Genomic DNA, 20,449 nt, shown 5'->3' on the forward strand with positions numbered 1-20,449 from the left:
AATAATTCTTTGGTATATTCTCGCACTTAGCTAATTTTATTGTATTTTTAAGATTTAATCCTTGACCATCTCTATAAATGTCAGTATATATTATTGAACTTATATCACAAGTAAAAAGTTTTTTGCTAAAACCAAAACCTTTATAAGCATGAATCTTTGCTATTTTTTAAACCTTAACACCTCATACCCTTTTTAATTTTGCGTTGTGTTTGTTTCTTTATCTTGCCTTCTTTTCGTTATCTTTCGTTTCTTTTTTTTGTCTTGTATTGTGGTGCCTTTTCGTTGTAGTGCGTTAACTTTATTTGAATGTTTTTGAAGTTATAATTTCTTTATTTGCTGTGATATTAATGACTTTACTTTATGTGTTCTTTATTTTCTGTTCTGTGTTATGCATTGGCGTTGATTTTTGATTTGATGATGAGTTTAGTTTTTTTGAGTTGCTGTGATAAGTTGCTGTGTATGAATCTATACTTAAAATAATATGTTACCAAATTAAAATTAAATTGTTTACATAAATTATATATTATCTGTGGGTTTTTAATTACTAAAGTACCTATTATAATTTTTATACCTAAAAGAAAAGCTACCACTATTTTTTATTATATCAAAGCTTATAATGCACCCCCACCTGCTTGTATAATTAAATTAGGATATTTTTATAAGTTTGTTAATAACATATTTATTTACTAAAACAGCACCATTTAATTTAAATCTATTAATGCAATCTTTTATACCTAATTTTTTACAATTTTTTATAACCTTTAAATGATTACATAATCGGTTAATGATACATAAGAATAATACGTCCTTGTTTTAATCTAACACATCGACAAATTTTTAAATCTATAGAAGGTTATGTTTTTGGATTAAGTTTTGTTGTTTTTGGATTGAGGTAAGTTGTTATGTTTTTGTTTTAACTTAATGTTTTGTAAGTTTAGACTAGACTAGTTTAGTTGTTGTGTTATGTTAAGTTGAGGTGTGTTGTTTTGTTTTAAGTTGTGTTATTATGTGGTGTGGTGTGTAATGGTTTGTAATAGTTTAGTGGTGTTATGTTAAGTTGAGGTGCTTTAATATAATATAAGTTGTTATGTATTGTATTGTGTTGAGATGTGTTGTTATTTGTTGTGTTGAGATGAGATGAAGTGTGTTTGGTTTGGTTTGGTTGGTTGGTTTGTTGGTTTGTTTGTTTGTTTTTTTTTTGGATTGAATTGTTTAAATTGTTTGTTTGTTTTGTTTTATGTTGTTATGTTTTACACTAACTTAAAAAAAAATAAATTAAATTAACATAACATAACAACATTACACATAACTAACTTTAGTTAAGTTGTATATGTTTTAGTGTAGTGTAAGTAAGTTGTGTTATGTTGTTGTTGAGGTGTGTTGTTTTGTTTTAAGTTTTTGGTTTAAGTTGTGTTGAAGTGGTATGTTTTGGATTAAGTTGTAATGTTTTGGATTGTTTGTTTTTGGATTGAGTTTCTTTTAGTTGTAATGGTGTTGCTTTGTAATGTTATGTGTTGAGGTGTTAAGTTGTGGTGTAATGTTTTTGTAATGGATTGAGGTCTTTTAAGTTATGTTGTTTTGTAATGTGTTGTTTTAAGTTTAGTTGTTTTTGTTTTTGTTTTGAGGTGTTATGTTTTTGGATTTGAATTGTTTTTTTGGATTAATGTAAGTTGTTTTAGTTTGTGTAAGTTGTGTTAAGTTTTGGTTTGGTTTGTTTGTTTTTTTTTGGTGTTGTTTTTTTGGATTAAGTTGTAATGTTTTGTGTTAAGTTGTTATTTGTTGTTTTGTTTTAAGTTAATGTAATGTTGTTTAAGTTGTGTTGTTATTTGTTGTGTTGTGTTGTGTTGTTTTGTTTTGGTGTTTTTTGGTTTGGTGTTTGTTTTTGTTTTTGGATTGATGTGTTATGTTTTTGTTTTAATGTTTGGTGTTGGGATTAAGTTAATGTAAGTTAACTTAAGTTAGTGTAAGTTAGGTTATTAATGTAATGTGTTTTGTTTTAATGTTTTGTAAGTTAATATAAGTTGTTATTAGTGTAATGTTTTGTAAGTTGTTGTTGTGTTTTTTGGTTTACATTAAGTTAGTGTAAGTTGTGTTGAGTTAAAAGTTGTGTTAAATTAAGTTGAGGGGTAATGTTTTGGTTTTTTTTTGTTTGTAATGGTATGGTTTGTTTTTGTTTTTGTTTTTGTTTTTGTTTTGTTTTGTTTTGTTTTAATTTAATATAATGTAATGTAATGTTGTATTAGTTGGTTTTTTTTTAAGTTGTGTTATTATGTGTTGTTATTTGTTGTGTTGTGTTGTGTTGTGTTGTGTTGGTTTGGTATGTTTTGGTGTGTTTTTTTTTGGGTTGGTTTTAAGTTGTAATGTTTTGGTTTACAAAAAAAAACATTAAATTAAGTTAGTTGTTGTAAGTTAAGTTTGGTTTAATTTGTGTTGTGTTTGGATTTTTTTTGTTGTTGAATTGATTTGAGGTGCTTTAATTTATTTTAAGTTAAGTTATGTTATGTTATGTTGTGTTGTGTTGGTTTGAATTGGTTTTGTTTTTAGGTGTTATGTTTGTTTTTGGATTAATAAAATATAAGTTATGGGTTGGTTTGGTTTGTAATGGTTTGAGTAGCTTTGTGTTGGTTTGGTTTAAGTTGTTTTGTTTTGGTGTTTTTTGGTTTGGGTGTTGTTTTTTTGTGTTATGGTTTGGTTTTGATTGGTTTAAGTTAAGTTAAGTTGTTTTGTAATGGTTTTGGTTTGGTTTGAAGTCTTTTGTTTTTTGGTTTTGGTTTTGTTTTTAGGTGTTATGGTTTGAGGAGTCTTTGTTTTTTTTTTGTTTTTGTTTTTGGTTTTGGTGTGTTATGTTTTAGTTATGTTTTGAGGTCTTTTGATTTGATTTATTAACATAAAATAAATAATAAAATATCTCTTTTAAATTTTAAGGTAACCAATTAATAAAATTTTTTAAAAATCTAAGACCAATAAATGAACTCTTTTCAGGATGAAATTGAACTGTTATTACTGAATTATAATATGTAATAACATCAGCACGTTTTCCACCATACTCAGTAATGCCCAAAATATTATTTTTTAAGTTGGTTTTTACATAATAACTATGTACAAAATAAAATCTTGAACCACTTTTTATTCCATTCCATAAAGGATGTTCCTTATGTTTATAAACAACATTCCATCCAATTTGGGGTATTTTAAATTTATATTTTTTATTCTTATATTTTTTTACCACACCTTGAATATAATTCATACCAAATACACTATTATTTTCTTCACTCGATTCCATTAATAAATGCTGACCAATACAAATTCCTAAAACGGGTATATTTTTTGTATATATCAAATCTTTTATTAACCAATATAATTCTTTTTTTTTTAGTTCCTTTATACAATCCTTTATAGCGCCTTGACCTGGTAATATAATACGATTAGAATTTTTTATTTTTTTAGCATTGTTACTAATGAAAATCTTTTCCTTTGTAACTTTTTTTATTGCATTTGCTACAGAATATAAATTACCAACTCCATAATCAATAATAATTATTGCCATAATATATTTGTTTATAATATACCTTTAGTTGAGTATAATTTATTTTTTATACGTTTATCTAATGATATTGCCATACGTATAGCAATCCCAAAAGCTTTAAATATACTTTCAATTTGATGATGTGAATTAAATCCTTTTAAATTGTCAATATGTAATGTGCTTTTGCAATTATTAACCCAACCTTGAAAAAATTCTCTAAAAAGATCGAACTGACCTTTACCTAATTTAGTCATATGTAATGAAGGTCTACCAGAAAAATCAATAACTACCCTGGATAACGATTCGTCCATAGGTACATAAGCAAAACCATACCTTTTTATTCCAATTTTTTTTCCTAAAGCCTTTTTAAATGCTTTACCCATCGCTATTCCTATATCTTCTATTGTATGATGATTATCTATGGGTGAAAATACTTTTGTTCTTATCGTTATATCTATTTGTCCATTGTTAGTTATTTGCTCCAGCATATGTTCTAATAATTCAATTCCACACTTAATATTTAATTTACCTTGACCATCTAAGTTTAGATAAATCCTAATTTTAGTTTCATTTGTTTCTCTATATACACTAGCCGTACGATATTTTTTTTTCTTATAAAACGACATAATAATAATTCCTATTCTTGTATTTTTTTTCTATATCTTTATAATAAATATTCTAGGTTAGATAGCTCAGTTGGTAGAGCAGAGGACTGAAAATCCTTGTGTCGGCGGTTCAATTCCGCCTCTATCCACTACTTTTGTTTTGTTTTGGGGCATAGCCAAGTGGTAAGGCACCGGTTTTTGGTATCGGCATCCCAGGTTCGAATCCTGGTGCCCCAGTATTATATTAAGTCGATATAGCTCAGTTGGTAGAGCATCTGCTTTGTAAACAGGTTGTCTCAGGTTCGACTCCTGATATCGGCATATAAAAGTTTTATTGGAGGCGGTGGGATTTGAACCCACGTCCATAAACTATAATTAGTAAGTTTATACATGTTTAGCTTCATCTTTAAAAAACTTTGTTAACAAACCTGATGAGCAAGATTTATTAAATTAAGTCTTATTATATTATCAACGCTCAATACTAAGACGTTAATGAGCACTATACTATTATTTAGAGCTCAAAATTCAATTATTATGAAATAGTAAACATAAAATATGAATTTGAATTATGCAGCTAAGCTAAAATTCTGAGCACAACAAAGTTTATTATTGGCAAATAATATATATTAACTTTTGATTAACGAGAGAAGTTAATCTCGACATGAACTTAAAAAGTCTTATTTATGTCGAATCCATAACGCCCCCATAAATATTATACTAATCAAACTTATTATTTATGTCAAATGTTAAAAATAATTTGTTTTTATCTCTTTTTTTTTCTATTTCACGTTTATCAATTAAATTCTTACCTTTAACTAAGGCTATTTCACATTTTATAAGGTGTTTTTTCCAATAAAACTTTAAAGGTACACAAGAATATCGTTTAATTTTTATATAGGATTTTATATATGAAATTTCTTTTGATTTCATTAACAGTTTTTTTATATTTTTTCTTTTTTTTAATTTATTTGTAGTATTTATTGGGATAAATTTTGCACCTAATAACCAAGCTTCATTATATTTTATTGTAACATAAGTATTATTTAAATTAAATTTTTTACCACGTATACTTTTTATTTCCCAACCCAAAAAAGATATTCCTGCTTCAATTTTGTCAAAAACAAAAAATTTATGGTTTGCTTTATTATTTAAATATATTAATTGCATAACTTTTTATTAACTTGAAAATTTAAATATACGCACTTAATTAAAGTTTAACATAAACTAACGGATATGTAAAATATGGGTATGTTAATGTTAGGAATATAATTATGTTTATAGAAAAAATTTATTCAAAAAATAAGAAGTTAATTTTTCAAGAACAACAAATTACAGATAAATTAAAAGCACGTATAGTTTATCTTGAAATTAAACTAGAAATTTATAAAAATAAAAACTTAAAATATAAAGCAGATACAAAAAACTACATACGTAGAGCGGATAAAGAAATTGAAAAAACACGTAAATTTGCTATAGAAAAATTTATTAAAGAATTAATACCATCTTTTGATGGAATAGAAAAAGCTTTGGAACTTATGAAAAAAGAAAAAATAAATAATTATCATATAGAAGGTTTAAAAATGACATTAAAAATGCAATTAAATATTATTAAAAAATTCGGTGTGATTCAATTTAATCCCATAGGAAAAATTTTTAATCCATTATGTCATGAAGCAATTGCTACTGTAAAATCTTTAAATAAGAATAACAACACTATTATAGACGTTTTACAAAAAGGATATTTTCTTAATGACCGATTAATACGGCCTGCTATGGTTATAGTTAGTAAAAATCATTAAAACTTATGCTTTGTTTGGTGTTATGGCGTTATGTTTGGCTTGTTTTTTATTGCTTACGCTTTTGTTTTATTTTCTTTGTTGTTTTGTTGTGCTACGCTTTATTTTGTGCTTTGTTGTGTTGACTTGTTGCTTTTCTTTTGATGTTTATAAGTTCTGCTGTTTATGTTTAAGCTTATATTGTGCTTTGTAGCGTTGACTTTATTTTATTGGAACTGACTTTTTTGTTTTGAGATGCTGTGCACAAAATATGATTACTGTATTAATGGTGTTTGTGGTAAGATGTTAGTATGACCGCAACGCAACGCAACGCAGTATAAACAAAAAAGTCAGTAGCAGTACATCAAAGAAAGAAAGAAAGAAAGAAAGTGAAGTGATTATTGTATTTTGTAAAAGTGCAGTGTTGTATATGATAGGATGTGCAGATTTTGGAGTGGATTATTGTGAAGGTGTGTTTTTATTTTTGAGTTGGAGTTTTTGGGGTTTGTGTTTAATGGATCCAATTAATTAAATTGGAATAGATGAGATTTTTCATATTTTATAGAATAGATTTATGAGGTAGTTAATATGATAAGAATTATAGGTATTGATTTAGGCACTACTAACTCTTGTGTGGCAGTGTTAGAAAATGGAAAAAGTCGTGTTATAGAAAATTCCGAAGGGGCCCGCACTACCCCTTCTATAATTGCATATACTGATGATAATGAAATATTAGTTGGGCAATCCGCAAAACGGCAAGCTGTAACTAACCCTTCTAATACTTTATATGCAATTAAACGTCTTATTGGACGTAAATTTAATGATGATATAGTACAAAAAGATATAAACATGGTGCCATATAAAATTGTAAGTGCTGAAAATGGAGATGCATGGGTAAAAATAAAAAATAAAAAATTAGCACCCCCTCAAATTAGTGCAGAAATATTAAAAAAAATGAAAAAAACAGCAGAAGATTATTTAGGTGAAAAAATAAATGAAGCTGTAATTACAGTACCAGCTTACTTTAATGATTCACAAAGACAAGCCACTAAAGATGCTGGACGTATCGCAGGGCTTAAAGTAAAACGTATAATTAATGAACCTACAGCTGCTGCTTTAGCTTATGGCATGGATAAAAATAGAGGTGATAAAAAAATAGCTGTTTATGATTTAGGTGGTGGAACATTTGATATATCAATCATAGAAATTGCTGATGTTGACGGGGAAACTCAGTTTGAGGTAATGGCTACGAATGGGGATACTTTTTTAGGAGGAGAAGATTTTGACCTAAAATTAATAAATTATATAGTCAAACAATTTAAATTAGAAAGTGGGGTTGATTTATCAGGAGATTCTTTAGCAATGCAACGTTTAAAAGAAGCTGCTGAAAAAGGAAAAATAGAACTTTCTAGTTCTCAACAAACAGATATTAATTTACCTTATATAACTGCAGATAAAACAGGTCCTAAACATCTTAATCTAAAAATTACTAGAGCTAAATTAGAGTCATTAGTTGAAGATTTAATTAAAAGATCGCTTTTACCTTGTAAAAAAGCTATAGATGATGCTAAATTAACAACTAAGGAGATTGATGAGATAATATTAGTTGGGGGTCAAACCCGTATGCCTTTAGTTCAAACAAAAGTGGCAGAATTTTTTGGTAAAGAAGCTAGAAAAGATGTAAATCCAGATGAAGCTGTAGCAATGGGCGCAGCAATTCAAGGAGGCGTATTAGGTGGAGATGTTAAAGATGTTCTTTTATTAGATGTAACTCCTTTAACTTTAGGAATAGAAACTATGGGTGGTGTAATGACCCCATTAATAGAAAAAAACACTACAATACCTACTAAAAAAACACAAATTTTTTCAACTGCAGAAGATAATCAAACAGCTGTTACTATTCATGCTTTGCAAGGAGAAAGAAAAAAAGCTTTACAAAATAAATCATTAGGTCGTTTCGATTTGACTGATATACCGCCTGCACCTAGAGGTACTCCACAAATAGAAGTAGCGTTTGATTTAGATGCTAATGGGATATTAAATATTACAGCAAAAGATAAAGCAACTGGAAAAGAACAATCCATAGTAATTAAATCTTCTAGCGGTCTTTCGGAAAATGAAATAAATAAGATGATTCAAGATGCAGAATCAAATAAAGAAGAAGATAAAAAATTTGAAGAGTTAGTTCAAATAAGAAATCAAGCGGATGGTATGATTCATTCGATCCGTAAAACCTCAAAAGAAATAAAAAATAAAGATGAAAAAAACAAAATTGAATCTTTAATTAATAATTTAGAAGAAACATTAAAAAGTGATGATATAAAAAAAATCAAAGAGGATCTAAATAAACTTACTGAAGAATATAGTAAAATTTATCAAACAATATATTCAGCTAAAAAAACAGAAAAACCTTCAGAACAACAACAAAAAGAACCAGAAGATTCTTCTAATAAAAAAGAAGGAGATGTTGTGGATGCTGAATACGAAGAAGTTAATAAGAAAAAGAAAACTAAAACTAAATAAAGGAAAAGGCTTGATTTAATAATGTCCAAACGTGATTATTATGAAGTATTAGGTGTTAATAGAAATGCTGATCAAAAAGAAATAAAAAAAGCATATCGTAGATTAGCTCAAAAATATCATCCTGATAGAAATCCTAACGATAAACAAGCAGAAAAAGTTTTTCGTGAAGTTTCTGAAGCGCATGAAATACTCTCCGTTAAAGAAAAAAGAAAGGCTTATGATAAATTTGGACATTCAGGAATAGATGGGAGTCAAAGTCAAACTTCAAATAATAATTTTAATACAGGTTTTAGTGATATTTTTGGAGATGTTTTTGGAGATATTTTTGGAGATAACAACAATACCCCAAAAAAAGGTTCTGATTTACGTTATAGTTTAAATATTAAACTTGAAGAAGCTATTTATGGCACAAAATTAAATATTAATTTAAAAAAATTAGTAAAATGTAATAGATGTAATGGGAATAGATCAGAGCCTGGGTATAAAAATAAGTATTGTCATAGTTGTAAAGGAGTAGGTCAGATACGTATGCACCAAGGTTTCTTTTCTATACAACAAACATGCCACAATTGTAATGGTAATGGTGAAATTATAGAAAAATATTGTAGTGAATGCAATGGGGAAGGTCGTATAAATCACAAAAAAAAATTATCTATTAAAATTCCACAAGGTGTAGATAATGGGGATCGTATAAGAATTATCGGAGAGGGAGAAGGTGGTATTAATGGAGGCCCCTCTGGAGACTTATATGTTCAAATATCTATTAAGCCACACAAATTTTTTACTAGAGAAGGCAAGAATTTATACTGTGAATTACCAATTAATTTTGTAGATGCAGCATTAGGAGGTATATTAGAAGTGCCTACTCTTGAAGGAAATAAAGTTCTATTAAAAATTCCAGCTGAAACACAAACAGGAAAACAATTTAGAATTAAAGGTAAAGGAGTTAAATCACTACGTAGTATTTACCCAGGAGATTTAATGTGTAAAGTAATTATAGAAACACCTATCAATCTGAATAAAACTCAAAAAGAATTATTACGTAAATTTAAAAAAAGTTTAAGTTTTGATCAAAAATATTTTTAGTTTGTACCGGTCTGGTTCGGTTCTTGTCTGTAGTATTACACTGTGTGTTGTAATAGTTTGTACTGGTTTGAGTTAGTGTGTTATGTATTAGTTTAGTTGTGTTGTTTAAGTTGTTATGTGTTGAAGTGTGTTGAGATGAAGTGTATTAGTGTTGAGATGTTGTGTTATTTTGTGTTGAGATGAGATGAAGTGTATTAGTGTTGTAAGGTGTTGTTATTTGTTGTAATGTGTTTTGGTTTTTTGAAGTGTTTTATGGTTTGAAGTGTTTTGATTGTTTTGGTTTATGCTTTGTGTTACTTAATGTGGTGTAAGTTAAGTTAGGTTAGGTTAGTGTAGTGTAGTGTAAGTTATGTTATGTGTTGTGTTGTGTTGTGTTGAGTTGTAATGAGTTGCTTTGTGTTGTTGTTGAGTTACGTTGTATTTGAGTTGTTGTGTTGTTGAGGTGTTGTGTTATGTTAAGTTGTGTTGTTATGTGTGTGGTGTGGAAGTGTTTTAACTTGTGGTGTTATGGTTTATGTTATGTTATGTGGTTTTGATTAAGTTGTTTAATGTTTGTTATGTTTTGTGGTGTGTTTATGGTTTACATTAAGTTTGTTTTGTTTTGTTTTGTTTTGTTTTGTTTTAAGTTATGTTGTTATGTTTTGAAGTGTTTGGTCTGTTTGTTTGTTTTTTTTGGGGTTGAGTTTGTATTGTTTTTGGTTTAAGTTATTTTAAGTTGGTGTGGTTTGTAATGGTTTTGAATTGTTTTTAGGTGTTATGGTTTGGTTTAGTTTGGTTTTGTTTGGTTTGTAATGGTTTGAATTGTTGTTGATGTTGGTTTGTTTTTGTGGTGTTATGTAATGGTTTTAAATTGTGTTGTTTGTAATGGTTTAGTTTAGTTTAGTGTGGTATGTTTGTTTTGTTTAGTTTAGTGGTGTTATTTTGAGTTGAATTGGTTTACATTAAGTTGTGGTTTGATATGAATTGTATTTGAGTTGCTTTGAGTGTTTTGTAGTATGTTTGAGTTGATATGAAGTGATATGATGTTGATGTTGTTGTTGAATTGTAATGGTTTAATTTAAGTTGTTTGTTTGTATTTGTTGAGTTACTTTGGTGTGGTGTGGTGTGGTGTGGTGTGAGTTGTAGTTGAGTTTTTTTTCTTTGAGTTGTATTTGAGTTGAGTTGAGTTGCTTTGATATGAATTGTATTTGAGTTGCTTTGGTTTGAGTTGTATTGGTGTGGTTTACATTAAGTGTGAATTGATATGAATTGTTGTTGAGATGAGATGATATGAATTGAATTGATGTTGGTGTTGGTGTTGGTGTTTGTGTTTGTGTGAGTTGCTTTTCTTTGAGTGTGAGTTGAAGTGTAATGTTTTGAATTGAAACGAATTGATGTTGATGTTGTTGTTGATTTGAATTGATATGTTCTTTTATTTTATTTGTTGTTGTTGATTTGAAACGATTTGTTTTAAGTTGTTGTTGTAATGATATGTTTTGAAACGATACGATTTGTTTTGTTTTGTTTTAAGTTATGTTATGTTATGTTGTTATGAAGTCTTTTGTTTTGACTTGATATTTTTTGAAGTGTTTTGAAATGATTTAAATTGTTTTGAATTGTTTTGTTTTAAGTTATGTTATGTTATGTTATGTTATGTTGTTATGTTATGAAGTCTTTTGTTTTGACTTGATATTTTTTGAAGTCATTTGAATTGTTTTTGAAACGAATTGAGTTGAGTTGAGATGATTTGAGTTGATTTAAATTGTTTTGTTTTGTTTTGTTTTGTTTTGTTTTAAATTGTTTTGTTTTGAAGTGTTTTAAATTTTTTTAAGTTGTTTTAAATTGTTTTGATTTGTTTTGTTTTGTTTTATGTTATGTTATGTTGTTTTGAATTGTTTTGTTTTTGAAGTGTTGTTTAATTTAATTTAATTTGTTTTGTTTTAAATTGTTTTGTTTTGTTTTAAGTTGTGTTGTTATGTTATGTTATGTGTTGTTGTAGTTGATTTGTTCTTTTATTTTATTTGATTTGTTTTGTTTTAAGTTTGTTGTTATGTGTTGCTTTGGCTTTGAGTTTGAGTGTGAGATGAGATGAAGTGTATTAGTGTTGTAAAGGTGTTGCTTTGTTATGATATGTTATTTGTTGTAAGTTGTTGTGTTGTTTAAGTTGTGTTGTTGTAGTTGATTTGTTCTTTTATTTGATGTTGTAGTTGCTGTTGATTTGAATTGATATGATTTAAGTTGTTTTAATGTAAGTTGTAATGATATGATATGATATGTTTTGTTCTTTTATTTGGTTTGTTTTGTTTTGTTTTGAAGTGTTTTGAAGTTGATATGTTTTGTAATGAATTGAAACGATTTGATTTAATGTAAGTTGATTTGTTCTGTTCTGTTCTGTTCTGTTCTGAAGTGAAGTGAAGTGAAGTGAAGTGTTGTGTTCTGTTGTGTTGAGATGAGATGAAGTGTATTAGTGTTGTAAGTTGTTGTGTTGTGTTCTGTTCTTTTATTTCTTTTGACTTAAGTTGTAATAAGTTGTGGTGTTGTGTAATAAGTTGTTGTTGTTTTGTTTTGTTTTGTTTTGAAGTGTTTTGAAATGATTTAAATTGTTTTAATGTGTTTTAAGTTGTTTTAAATTGTTTTGAAGTGTTTTGAATTGATTTGATTTGTTTTTATTTTATTTGATCTGTTCTGTTCTGTTCTGAAGTGTTTTGAAGTGTTCTGTTCTGTTGTGTTCTGTTATTTTCTTTTATGTTTTGAAATGATTTGAAGTCTTTTGAAGTCATTTGGTTTGTAATGTTTTGTTATGTTTTGAAATGATTTGATTTGTTTTAAGTTATGCTTTAATATAAGTTAAGTTAAGTTAAGTTATGTTATGTTATGTTATGTTGTTCTGTTCTGTTCTGTTCTGAAGTGTTCTGAAGTGTTTTGAAGTGTTATGTTATGTTATGTTATGTTCTTTGTTCTTTTATTTCTTTTGTTTTAAATTGTTTTGTTTTGTTTTGTTTTGTTTTAAGTTGTTTTGAATTGTTTTTGAAGTGTTTTGTAATGTAATGGTATGGTTTTGTTTTGTTTTGTTTTGATTTGTTCTTTTATTTGATTGTTTTAATGTTGTGTTGAGATGAGATGAAGTGTGTTGTAAGTTATGTTGTTGTGTGTTTTACATTAAATTGTTTTAAATTGATATGCTTTGAAGTGCTTTGTTTTGGTGTTTTTTGGATTAACTAAACATACCACAACTTACACTAACTTAACTTGTGTAATGTAATGTAATGTAATGTTGTGTTGTTTTGTTTAATATAATATAAGTTGTGTTATTTTGTTATATGTTGTGTTGAAGTGTGTTGTTATGAGATGAGATGAAGTGTATTAGTGTTGAGATGTTGTGTAGTTTGTGGTGTGGTTTAATGTTATGTTATGTTATGTTGTTTAGTGGTGTTATTTTGTGTGGTTTAAGTTGTTTAATGTAATTTACACTAATTTGTAATGGATTAATTTGTATTAGTGTAGTTAAGTTTTTTAAAGTTAATGTGGTGTAATGTAAAGTGTTGTAGTGTGTTTGTGTAGTGTAGTGTAAGTTGACTTTAATATAAGTTAGTGTATGTGTTTTGTATTGGTTTAAATTAATGTTGTTAACTTAACTTAAGTGTAAGGTTTTAATTAGTGTAGTTTAGTGTTGTAGTGTAAGTTAGGTTGAGTTAATGTAATGCTTTGTAATGTACATTTAATGTGGTGTGGTGTGGTTTATGTTGTTTTTGATTAATGTGGTTTTAAATTGTTTTGGATTAACTTAACTTAACTTGTTATGTTATGTGGTTTGTATTGTTTGGTGTAAGTTAATGTAATGCTTTGTAATGTAATGTAATGTAATGTAATTTAATTTATATTATATTAATTTAATGTAATGTTTTGGTATGGTTTGTAATGTTGTTTTTGTAATGGTTTGCTTTAAGTTAAGTTAAGTTTTTTTTTAAGTTAGTTTTGAAGTGTTTTAAATTGTTTTAATGTGTTTGATTGGATTAATTTAAATTACATTACATTAATGTTGTGTTGTTTACATCAAGTTAGTGTATTTTGTTTTTGTAAGTTAATGAGTTGTGGTGGTTAAGTTAGTGTAGTGTGTTGTAGTGTAGTGTAGTGTAAGGTTACTTTAATATAAGTTGGGTTAAGTTAAGTTAAGTTGAGTTGTAATGTGTTGAGATGAGATGAGATGAGATGAAGTGTATTAGTGTTGTAAGGTGTTGTTTAAGTTGCTTTGAGTTTGAGTGTGAGATGAGATGAAGTGTTATGTTATGTTATGTTATGGTATGGTATGGTTTTGATTAAGTTGTTATGAATTGTGTTGATTTGTTTTAAGTTAGTTATGTGTAGTTTGTTTTGGATTGAGGTGTTTTTGATTGTTTTTTGAAGTGTTTTTGATTACACTAACTTAATTTAGTGTGTTGTATTTTAATATAAGTTGTTATGTTATGTTATGTTATGTGTTGATATGCTTTGTTGTTGAGTTTAGTTGTGTTATTTTGTGTTGAGATGAAGTGTGTTGTAAGTTGTTGTGTTGTAATGTAATGTAATGTAATGTGTTGTTATTTGTTGTTTAAGTTGTGTTGTGTTGAGTTAAGTTGTTGTGTTGTAGAGGTGTTGTGTAAGGTTAGGTTTAGGTTAAGGTGTTGTGTTGTGTTGTGTGTTGTAAGGTTAGGTTAAGTTAATATAAGTTAATGTGTTTTAAATTGTTTTAATATAAGTTGATATGTTTTGTATTAATGTAATGTTTGTTTTGTAATTCAAGTTGTGGATTAATTAAATTAGTGTAGTGTAGTGTAGTGTGTTGTAAGTTTTGGTGTGGTTTGGATTAGTGTAAGTTGGTCTGGTTTACATTAATGTGTTGTGTTTTGAGGTCTTTTTGGGTTGTACTGTTGAGGTTCGGTTTTGTTTTGTTTTGTTTTGTTTTGTTTTTGAGGTCGGTCTGTTATTGAATAAGTTTTTTTTTCTTATTTATCATTAGAATAAATTACATTATATGAAAGTACATTAGATTACATCACAACAGCATTACAATACTTTGGCTTGGGCAATCCTGCTAATCTTACTGCAACCATAGCAGGACTTTCTAAAGATAAAGAGTTAAATAAATTAAGTAAATACATAGAATTTCCTTTTTTATAACTTAAATATTTAAGTTCATTAATTAAAGGAAGCATAGTAGGTGAAATTTTATATTTACAGTAAAATTTACGTAACAATAATATTATTTCCCAATGGCAATGGTTGTGAATACGCCCTTCTTTATAAGCTAAAAAATGCCCTACAGAAGGCTTCATCTTCATTTTCATTTTCATTTTCACTCTCACTCCTAAGCTTTTTGTAATGTTGTTGATGAGTTGTTGTGTAATGTAATAAGTTTTGGTTTGGTCTGTTTGTTTTTTTTGGGGTTGAGTTTGTTATGTTTTTTGTAATGGTTTGAATTAAGTTGTTTTGTAATATAAGTTTGTTAATGTGTTGTTTTTTTTGATTTAGTTGTTGTAATGGTTTGTGTTGTTGTTTTGGTGTGTTAATTTACATTTAATGTGGTATGTTTATTTTGTAATGTTTTTGATTTGATTGTTTAGTGGTGTTATGTTATGTGGTGTTGTGTTGTGTTGTGTTGTAAGTTGTTGTGTGGTTTTGATTAAGTTGTTTAATGTTTGATTTGATTTGAATTGAATTGATTTAAGTTGTTTTAAATTAAATTGATATGTTATGTTATGTTATGTTTTGAAGTGTTTTTATTTTATTTGTTCTGTTCTGTTCTGTTCTGTTCTGAAGTGTTCTGAAGTGTTTTGAAGTGTTCTGTTCTGTTGTGTTCTGTTATTTTCTTTTATGTTTTGAAATGATTTGAAGTCTTTTGAAATGATTTGAAACGTTGTTGTTCTGTTATGTTATGTTGTGTTGAGATGAGATGAAGTGTGTTGCTTTGGCTTTGGCTTTGAGTTTGAGTTTGAGTGTATTAGTGTTGTAAAGGTGTTGCTTTGTTATGATATGTTATTTGTTGAGATGAGATGAAGTGTTATGTTATGGTATGGTTTGTTATGGTATGTTATGTTATGTTATGTGTTGTTTAATTTAATTTGTTTTAAATTTTTTTAAGTTGTGTTATTTGTTCTGTTCTGAAGTGTTTTGAAGTGTTGTGTTCTGTTGTGTTCTTTTATTTGATTTAAATTGTTTTTATTTGTTGTTGAGATGAGATGAGATGATATGATTTGATTTGTTTTTATTTGTTTTGTTCTGTTCTGAAGTGTTGTGTTGTGTTGTGTTCTGTTATTTTATTTGAAGTCATTTGTTATGTAATGGTATGTTTTGGATTAAATTGTTTTGGTTTAAATTAATTTAAATTACATTAAATTGATGTTGTTGTGTAGTTGATTTAATTTGTGTTAATTTACACTAATTTGAATTTTCGTGTGAGTTGATATGATATGAGTTGAGTAGCTTTGTTGTTGCTTTGCTTTGAATTGATGTGATGTTGTAGTTGATTTGTTTTGAAGTGTTATTTGAATTGAATTGATTTGTGTTGATATGTGTTGTGTTGTTTTAAGTTTAGTTGTAATGATATGTTTTGATATGTTTTGAATTGTTCTGTTATGTTATGTTATGTTCTGTTCTTTTATTTGTTATTTGAAGTTTGAATTGTTTTGTTTTTGAAGTGTTGTTTAATTTAATTTAATTTGTTTTGTTTTAAATTGTTTTGTTTTGTTTTAAGTTGTGTTGTTATGTTATGTTATGTTATGTGTTGTTGATGTTGATGTTGATTTAATGTGATTTAAGTTGATTTGAATTGGTTTTACATTAAATTGTTTGTAATGGTTTGGTTTAAGTTAAGTTTTTTTTTTAAAGTTGTGTTATTTTGCTTTTGTAGTGTGTTGTAGTGTAGTGTAGTGTAAGTTAGGTTAATGTGTTTTGTATTAATGTTTGGGTGTTGTTTTTTTGGATTAACTTTGTGTTATGTGTAAGTTTAGTTGTGTTAAGTTAAATGTGGTTTAAATTAAATTAAATTAAATTGTGTTAGTTTAGTTTGGTTTACATTACAAAAAAACAATTAAAAAAAATTACATTAATATAAATTAAATTACATTACATTACATTAAATTAAATTGGTTTACATTAATAAGTTGTGGTGTATTAGTATTAAGTTGGTTTGATTTTGTGTTAAGGTTGTTTTGTTTTGTTTTGTTTTGTTTTAAGTTGTTTTGAATTGTTTTTGAAGTGGTATGTTTTGAAGTGTTTTAGTTTAGTTTAGGTTAGGTTAAGTTAAGTTAAGTTAATGCTTTGTAATGGTTTTAAATTGTTATGTTATTTTAAGTTAAGTTAAGTTTAGTTATTTTATTTTGTATTAAGTTTTGTTTAGTTGTTTTTGATTGGTCTGTTTTGAGGTGTTAAGTGTAATGTTTTTAATATAATATAAGTTGTGTTTATGTGTTGCTTTAAGTTGTTGGGGATTGGATTGTTGTTGAGTTACGTTACGTTGTATTTGAGTTGGTGTGGTTTGTAATAGTTTAGTGTGGTTTAGTTTAGTTTAGTTTAGTTTAGTGGGGTGAGTTGTTGTTGAGTTGTTTTAATATAAGTTGTAATGTGTTGCTTTGTGTTGTTGTTGAGGTGCTTTGGTTTGAGTTGCTGTTGTTGTTTTTTTTAGTGTCAGTTTACATAACTAAGCTGAACATAACATAACATAACATAACGTAACGTAAAATAACTTTTATCATTGACCGAGCGGGGGAGTCGAACCCCCAAGTCATTAGCATGACACAGACACCTAAAACCTGCGTGTATACCAATTTCACCAGCTCGGCACAAGTACATTAATAATTACATTTAAATACGCTGAGTTCCGCTCATATATGACTGTAAAATGTCTGGTATTGTGATAGAACCATCTTCGTTTTGATAATTTTCCATAATGGCTAACAAACAACGACCTACTGCTAATCCAGATCCATTAAGTGTATGTACCAAAGTAGGTTTTTCTTTAAATTGACGAAATCTAGTCTTTATTCTTCTTGATTGAAAATCTTCACAATTAGATATTGAAGAAATTTCTAAATATTTACTAAGACTGGGAATCCACACCTCTATATCATAGGTTTTAGAAGCACAAAAACTTATTTCTTCAGCACATAAAAGCATAACTCTATATGGTAATTTTAATGCTTTTAAAATTTCTTCAGCATGTTTTGTCATATCTTCTAACACAACATAAGATTTATCAGGATGTACTATTTGTACTAATTCTATTTTATCAAATTGATGTTGTCTCATAATACCACGAGAATCATTTCCATAAGATACTGGTTCATTTCTAAAACAAGGAGAATGTGCTGTTAATTTAATTGGTAAATCATTTTTGCTTAAAATTTTTCCACTTACACTATTAATTAAAGGAACTTCAGCTGTTGGAATTAGAAAATATTCATTTACTCCTTCAAGTTCAAAAATATTTTTATTAAATTGAGGCAATTGACCTGTGCCTAACAAAGAATTTCTATTTATTATATATGGCACATACATTTCTTCATAACCATGAATATTAACTTGCTTATCTAACATAAATTGTATTAAAGCACGATGTAATTTAGCTAATTTGCCACGTATTAAAGTAAATCTAGACCCAGTTAGTTTAGTTGCTAATTCAAAATCAAGATCACCATTTATTAATCCTATTTTAATATGATCACGCAGTGAAAAATTAAATGTTTTAGGATTTCCCCAACGTATTATTTCTATATTTTTTTTCTTTGGTACACTCTTATGTGGTAAATTTGGTATTTTAAATAAAAACTTTAAAATTTTCTTGTTTGTTGCTTCTAAATAAAAAATATTTTTATGAAGTTTATTATTTAGTTTATTCACTTCTAAAATTAGATGTTTAGTATTACCACCACCACCTGTTTTTTTAATATTACCTATAGTTTTAGATATAAAATTACGTTTATTCTGTAACTTTTCAGTCTTATTTTTAATTTTATTGCGTAATTCTAGCAAACTTTTAAAGTGATTTATATCTAAATCGAAACCACGTTTTGTTAATCTGTTTACAAAATTATTAAATTTCTTACAAATTAATTTAAGATCTAACATATATTGTAATTAAATTAAAAAGGTATTATTAATTGCCAAGCTACAATTAACAAAATTATGCCCGTAATTAAATCTATGAATCTCCACATTTTAGAAGATGATAGTAAGATTTTCAACCTTCTCGCTATAAAAATTAAACTAAAAAACCATAAAAAAGAAGCTAATCCAGCGCCTAATACAAACATATACGGACATGCCTGAGAAGCCCCAATAGTACCTAGCATTAATAACGTATCAAAATAAACATGTGGATTAAGTAATGTAATAGCAAGGGTACTTAAAATAATACTTAATCTTCCTTTGGAACAATATTTCATAACTTTTAATTGTTCTGATTTACGAATACGTAAAAAAGCTTTTATAGATTGAAATAGTAAAAATATTATACCTATACAACGTGCTATAACAATAAAATCTTTATGTTTTTGAATAAAAACTGATAATCCTGCAACACCTGTTGAAATTAATATTAAATCACATAATGCACATATTGAAGCCACCATCCAAGGATATTTACCACGAAACCCTTGATTTAAAACAAATGCATTTTGCGCTCCTATTACTACAATTAAAGCGCCACCTAATATTAAACCATTGCATCCAGATAATAATCCCATTTTGTATATCCTATTATTTATTTAAATTACATAATAAAACAATATATTTGCTTTGTTACATTACCATTACAGCAAAAATAAAAGTATACCTTATGATATCTCTATAAAACACTACAGCATACTCATAATGTGAAACTATTTTTATAGCTTTGATGATTCGATGATGTGAAATTGAGATGCTTTTAACTTATTAGTAAATGATTTTGTGTTACTTTTTTTTGCTTTGAGTTAATGTAATGCAGTGCTGTGAGGTTTAGTTATGTAATGTTTGTGTTGCTTTGGATTGGATTAAATTACATTAATTTAAGTGTAGGTGTAATGTAATGCTTTGTGCTTTTAGTTTTTTTTTTGTGGTGTTGTGTAATGGTTTGTGTTGTGTTGTGTTGTGTTGAAGTGTGTTGAGTTGAGATGAGATGAAGTGTTATGTTATGTTATGTTATGGTATGGTTTTGATTAAGTTGTTATGAATTGTGTTGAGATGAGATGAGATGAAGTGTATTAGTGTTGTTATGTTATGTTATTTGTTGTGTTGTTTAATATAATTTAAGTTGTGTTGGTTTTGTTTGTAATGGTTTTGAATTGTTTGTTTTGTTTTGTTTTGTTTTAAGTTGTTTTGTTTTTTGGTTTGGTTTGGTTTGTAATGTTTTGGTATGGTTTGTAATGGTTTGGTTTGATTAATAAGTTGTGTTGAAGTGTTTTAAATTTTTTGGATTAATTTAAGTTGTGTTACTTTGTTATGTGTAGTTTGTTTGTTTTTGATTGAGGTCTTTTAAGTTGTGTTATTTTATTTTTAGGTAAGTTAATGTGTTTTAAGTTATACGATCCCATAAACAAAAACCTATATTTTTTCTAAGTTCCTTTATATTCTCTCTATGTGCTAATAATTCTTTATTAACTGGATATAATATTTTTAAATTACTTTTTTTAAATTTCTCTTCTTTTTTTTGTTTCAATTTTTTATCCTGTCTTTGTCTTTATAAATGAATTTATGATAAAATTTCAGCATCTAATAAAGCATTTCGTTTCATTTCAAATCAAATACAAAACATTACAACTTAAAAACATAACAACTTACCTCAAAACAGACCAAAAACAACAACAACATTAAAACAAAACAAAACAAAACAAAACAAACTTAAAACAACACCTCAAAAAAACAATTCAAAACCATTACAAATACTTACAACACTAAAACAAAACACAAAATAACACACTACACAACACATAACTAACTTA

General features: G+C 27.2%; 10 protein-coding genes, 4 tRNA genes and 1 other RNA gene. 6 read left to right on the forward strand and 9 right to left on the reverse strand.

Annotation, left to right across the window (positions count from 1 at the left end):
- Nucleotides 1-2,920: 2,920 nt before the first annotated feature.
- The gene (hisH, locus tag H7S46_RS00230; RefSeq protein ID WP_183042854.1) at nt 2,921-3,547 is read right to left on the reverse strand and encodes an imidazole glycerol phosphate synthase subunit HisH; all 627 of its coding nucleotides are present in this window, start codon (nt 3,545-3,547) and stop codon (nt 2,921-2,923) included.
- An 11-nt stretch (nt 3,548-3,558) separates the two neighbouring features.
- Nucleotides 3,559-4,152: an imidazoleglycerol-phosphate dehydratase gene (locus tag H7S46_RS00235; RefSeq protein WP_183042855.1), complete on the reverse strand. Its 594-nt coding sequence runs from the start codon at nt 4,150-4,152 to the stop codon at nt 3,559-3,561.
- Nucleotides 4,153-4,207: 55 nt separating this feature from the next.
- Here H7S46_RS00235 and H7S46_RS00240 point away from each other — a divergent pair.
- The 3 genes from H7S46_RS00240 to H7S46_RS00250 all read left to right on the forward strand — a co-directional run bounded on the left by H7S46_RS00240 (nt 4,208) and on the right by H7S46_RS00250 (nt 4,452).
- Nucleotides 4,208-4,280: transfer RNA gene (locus H7S46_RS00240), tRNA-Phe, on the forward strand.
- Between the two features lie 17 nt (nt 4,281-4,297).
- Nucleotides 4,298-4,368: transfer RNA gene (locus H7S46_RS00245), tRNA-Gln, on the forward strand.
- 11 nt (nt 4,369-4,379) lie between these two features.
- Nucleotides 4,380-4,452: transfer RNA gene (locus tag H7S46_RS00250), tRNA-Thr, on the forward strand.
- 11 nt (nt 4,453-4,463) lie between these two features.
- Here the strand turns inward: H7S46_RS00250 and ssrA are convergent.
- Nucleotides 4,464-4,836: a transfer-messenger RNA gene (gene ssrA, locus H7S46_RS00255) on the reverse strand.
- Nucleotides 4,837-4,848: 12 nt separating this feature from the next.
- On the reverse strand, nt 4,849-5,298 hold the full coding sequence (smpB, locus tag H7S46_RS00260) for an SsrA-binding protein SmpB (RefSeq protein WP_183042856.1): 450 nt from the start codon (nt 5,296-5,298) through the stop codon (nt 4,849-4,851).
- Between the two features lie 104 nt (nt 5,299-5,402).
- Between smpB and H7S46_RS00265 the strand changes: the two genes are divergently transcribed.
- The 3 genes from H7S46_RS00265 to dnaJ all read left to right on the forward strand — a co-directional run bounded on the left by H7S46_RS00265 (nt 5,403) and on the right by dnaJ (nt 9,515).
- Entirely contained in the window at nt 5,403-5,930 is a 528-nt protein-coding gene (locus tag H7S46_RS00265) for a nucleotide exchange factor GrpE (protein ID WP_183042857.1), read from the forward strand.
- A gap of 564 nt (nt 5,931-6,494) precedes the next feature.
- Entirely contained in the window at nt 6,495-8,429 is a 1,935-nt protein-coding gene (dnaK, locus tag H7S46_RS00270; RefSeq protein WP_183042858.1) for a molecular chaperone DnaK, read from the forward strand.
- Between the two features lie 21 nt (nt 8,430-8,450).
- The gene (gene dnaJ, locus H7S46_RS00275) at nt 8,451-9,515 is read left to right on the forward strand and encodes a molecular chaperone DnaJ (RefSeq protein WP_183042859.1); all 1,065 of its coding nucleotides are present in this window, start codon (nt 8,451-8,453) and stop codon (nt 9,513-9,515) included.
- A 5,006-nt stretch (nt 9,516-14,521) separates the two neighbouring features.
- Here the strand turns inward: dnaJ and H7S46_RS00280 are convergent.
- The 5 genes from H7S46_RS00280 to H7S46_RS00300 form a co-directional block, all read right to left on the reverse strand.
- Nucleotides 14,522-14,824 (reverse strand): TusE/DsrC/DsvC family sulfur relay protein, encoded by a 303-nt coding sequence (locus tag H7S46_RS00280; RefSeq protein WP_183042926.1) that lies wholly within the window; start codon nt 14,822-14,824, stop codon nt 14,522-14,524.
- Nucleotides 14,825-17,225: 2,401 nt separating this feature from the next.
- A tRNA-Leu gene (locus H7S46_RS00285) sits at nt 17,226-17,311 on the reverse strand.
- A gap of 22 nt (nt 17,312-17,333) precedes the next feature.
- Nucleotides 17,334-18,596: a serine--tRNA ligase gene (gene serS, locus H7S46_RS00290; protein WP_183042860.1), complete on the reverse strand. Its 1,263-nt coding sequence runs from the start codon at nt 18,594-18,596 to the stop codon at nt 17,334-17,336.
- 14 nt (nt 18,597-18,610) lie between these two features.
- Nucleotides 18,611-19,213: a LysE/ArgO family amino acid transporter gene (locus tag H7S46_RS00295; protein ID WP_183042861.1), complete on the reverse strand. Its 603-nt coding sequence runs from the start codon at nt 19,211-19,213 to the stop codon at nt 18,611-18,613.
- Nucleotides 19,214-20,022: 809 nt separating this feature from the next.
- The gene (locus H7S46_RS00300; RefSeq protein WP_183042862.1) at nt 20,023-20,166 is read right to left on the reverse strand and encodes a hypothetical protein; all 144 of its coding nucleotides are present in this window, start codon (nt 20,164-20,166) and stop codon (nt 20,023-20,025) included.
- Nucleotides 20,167-20,449 lie beyond the last annotated feature (283 nt).

Source organism: Candidatus Portiera aleyrodidarum (assembly GCF_902713745.1).
Taxonomy (GTDB): Bacteria; Pseudomonadota; Gammaproteobacteria; order Johnevansiales; family Johnevansiaceae; genus Portiera; species Portiera aleyrodidarum_D.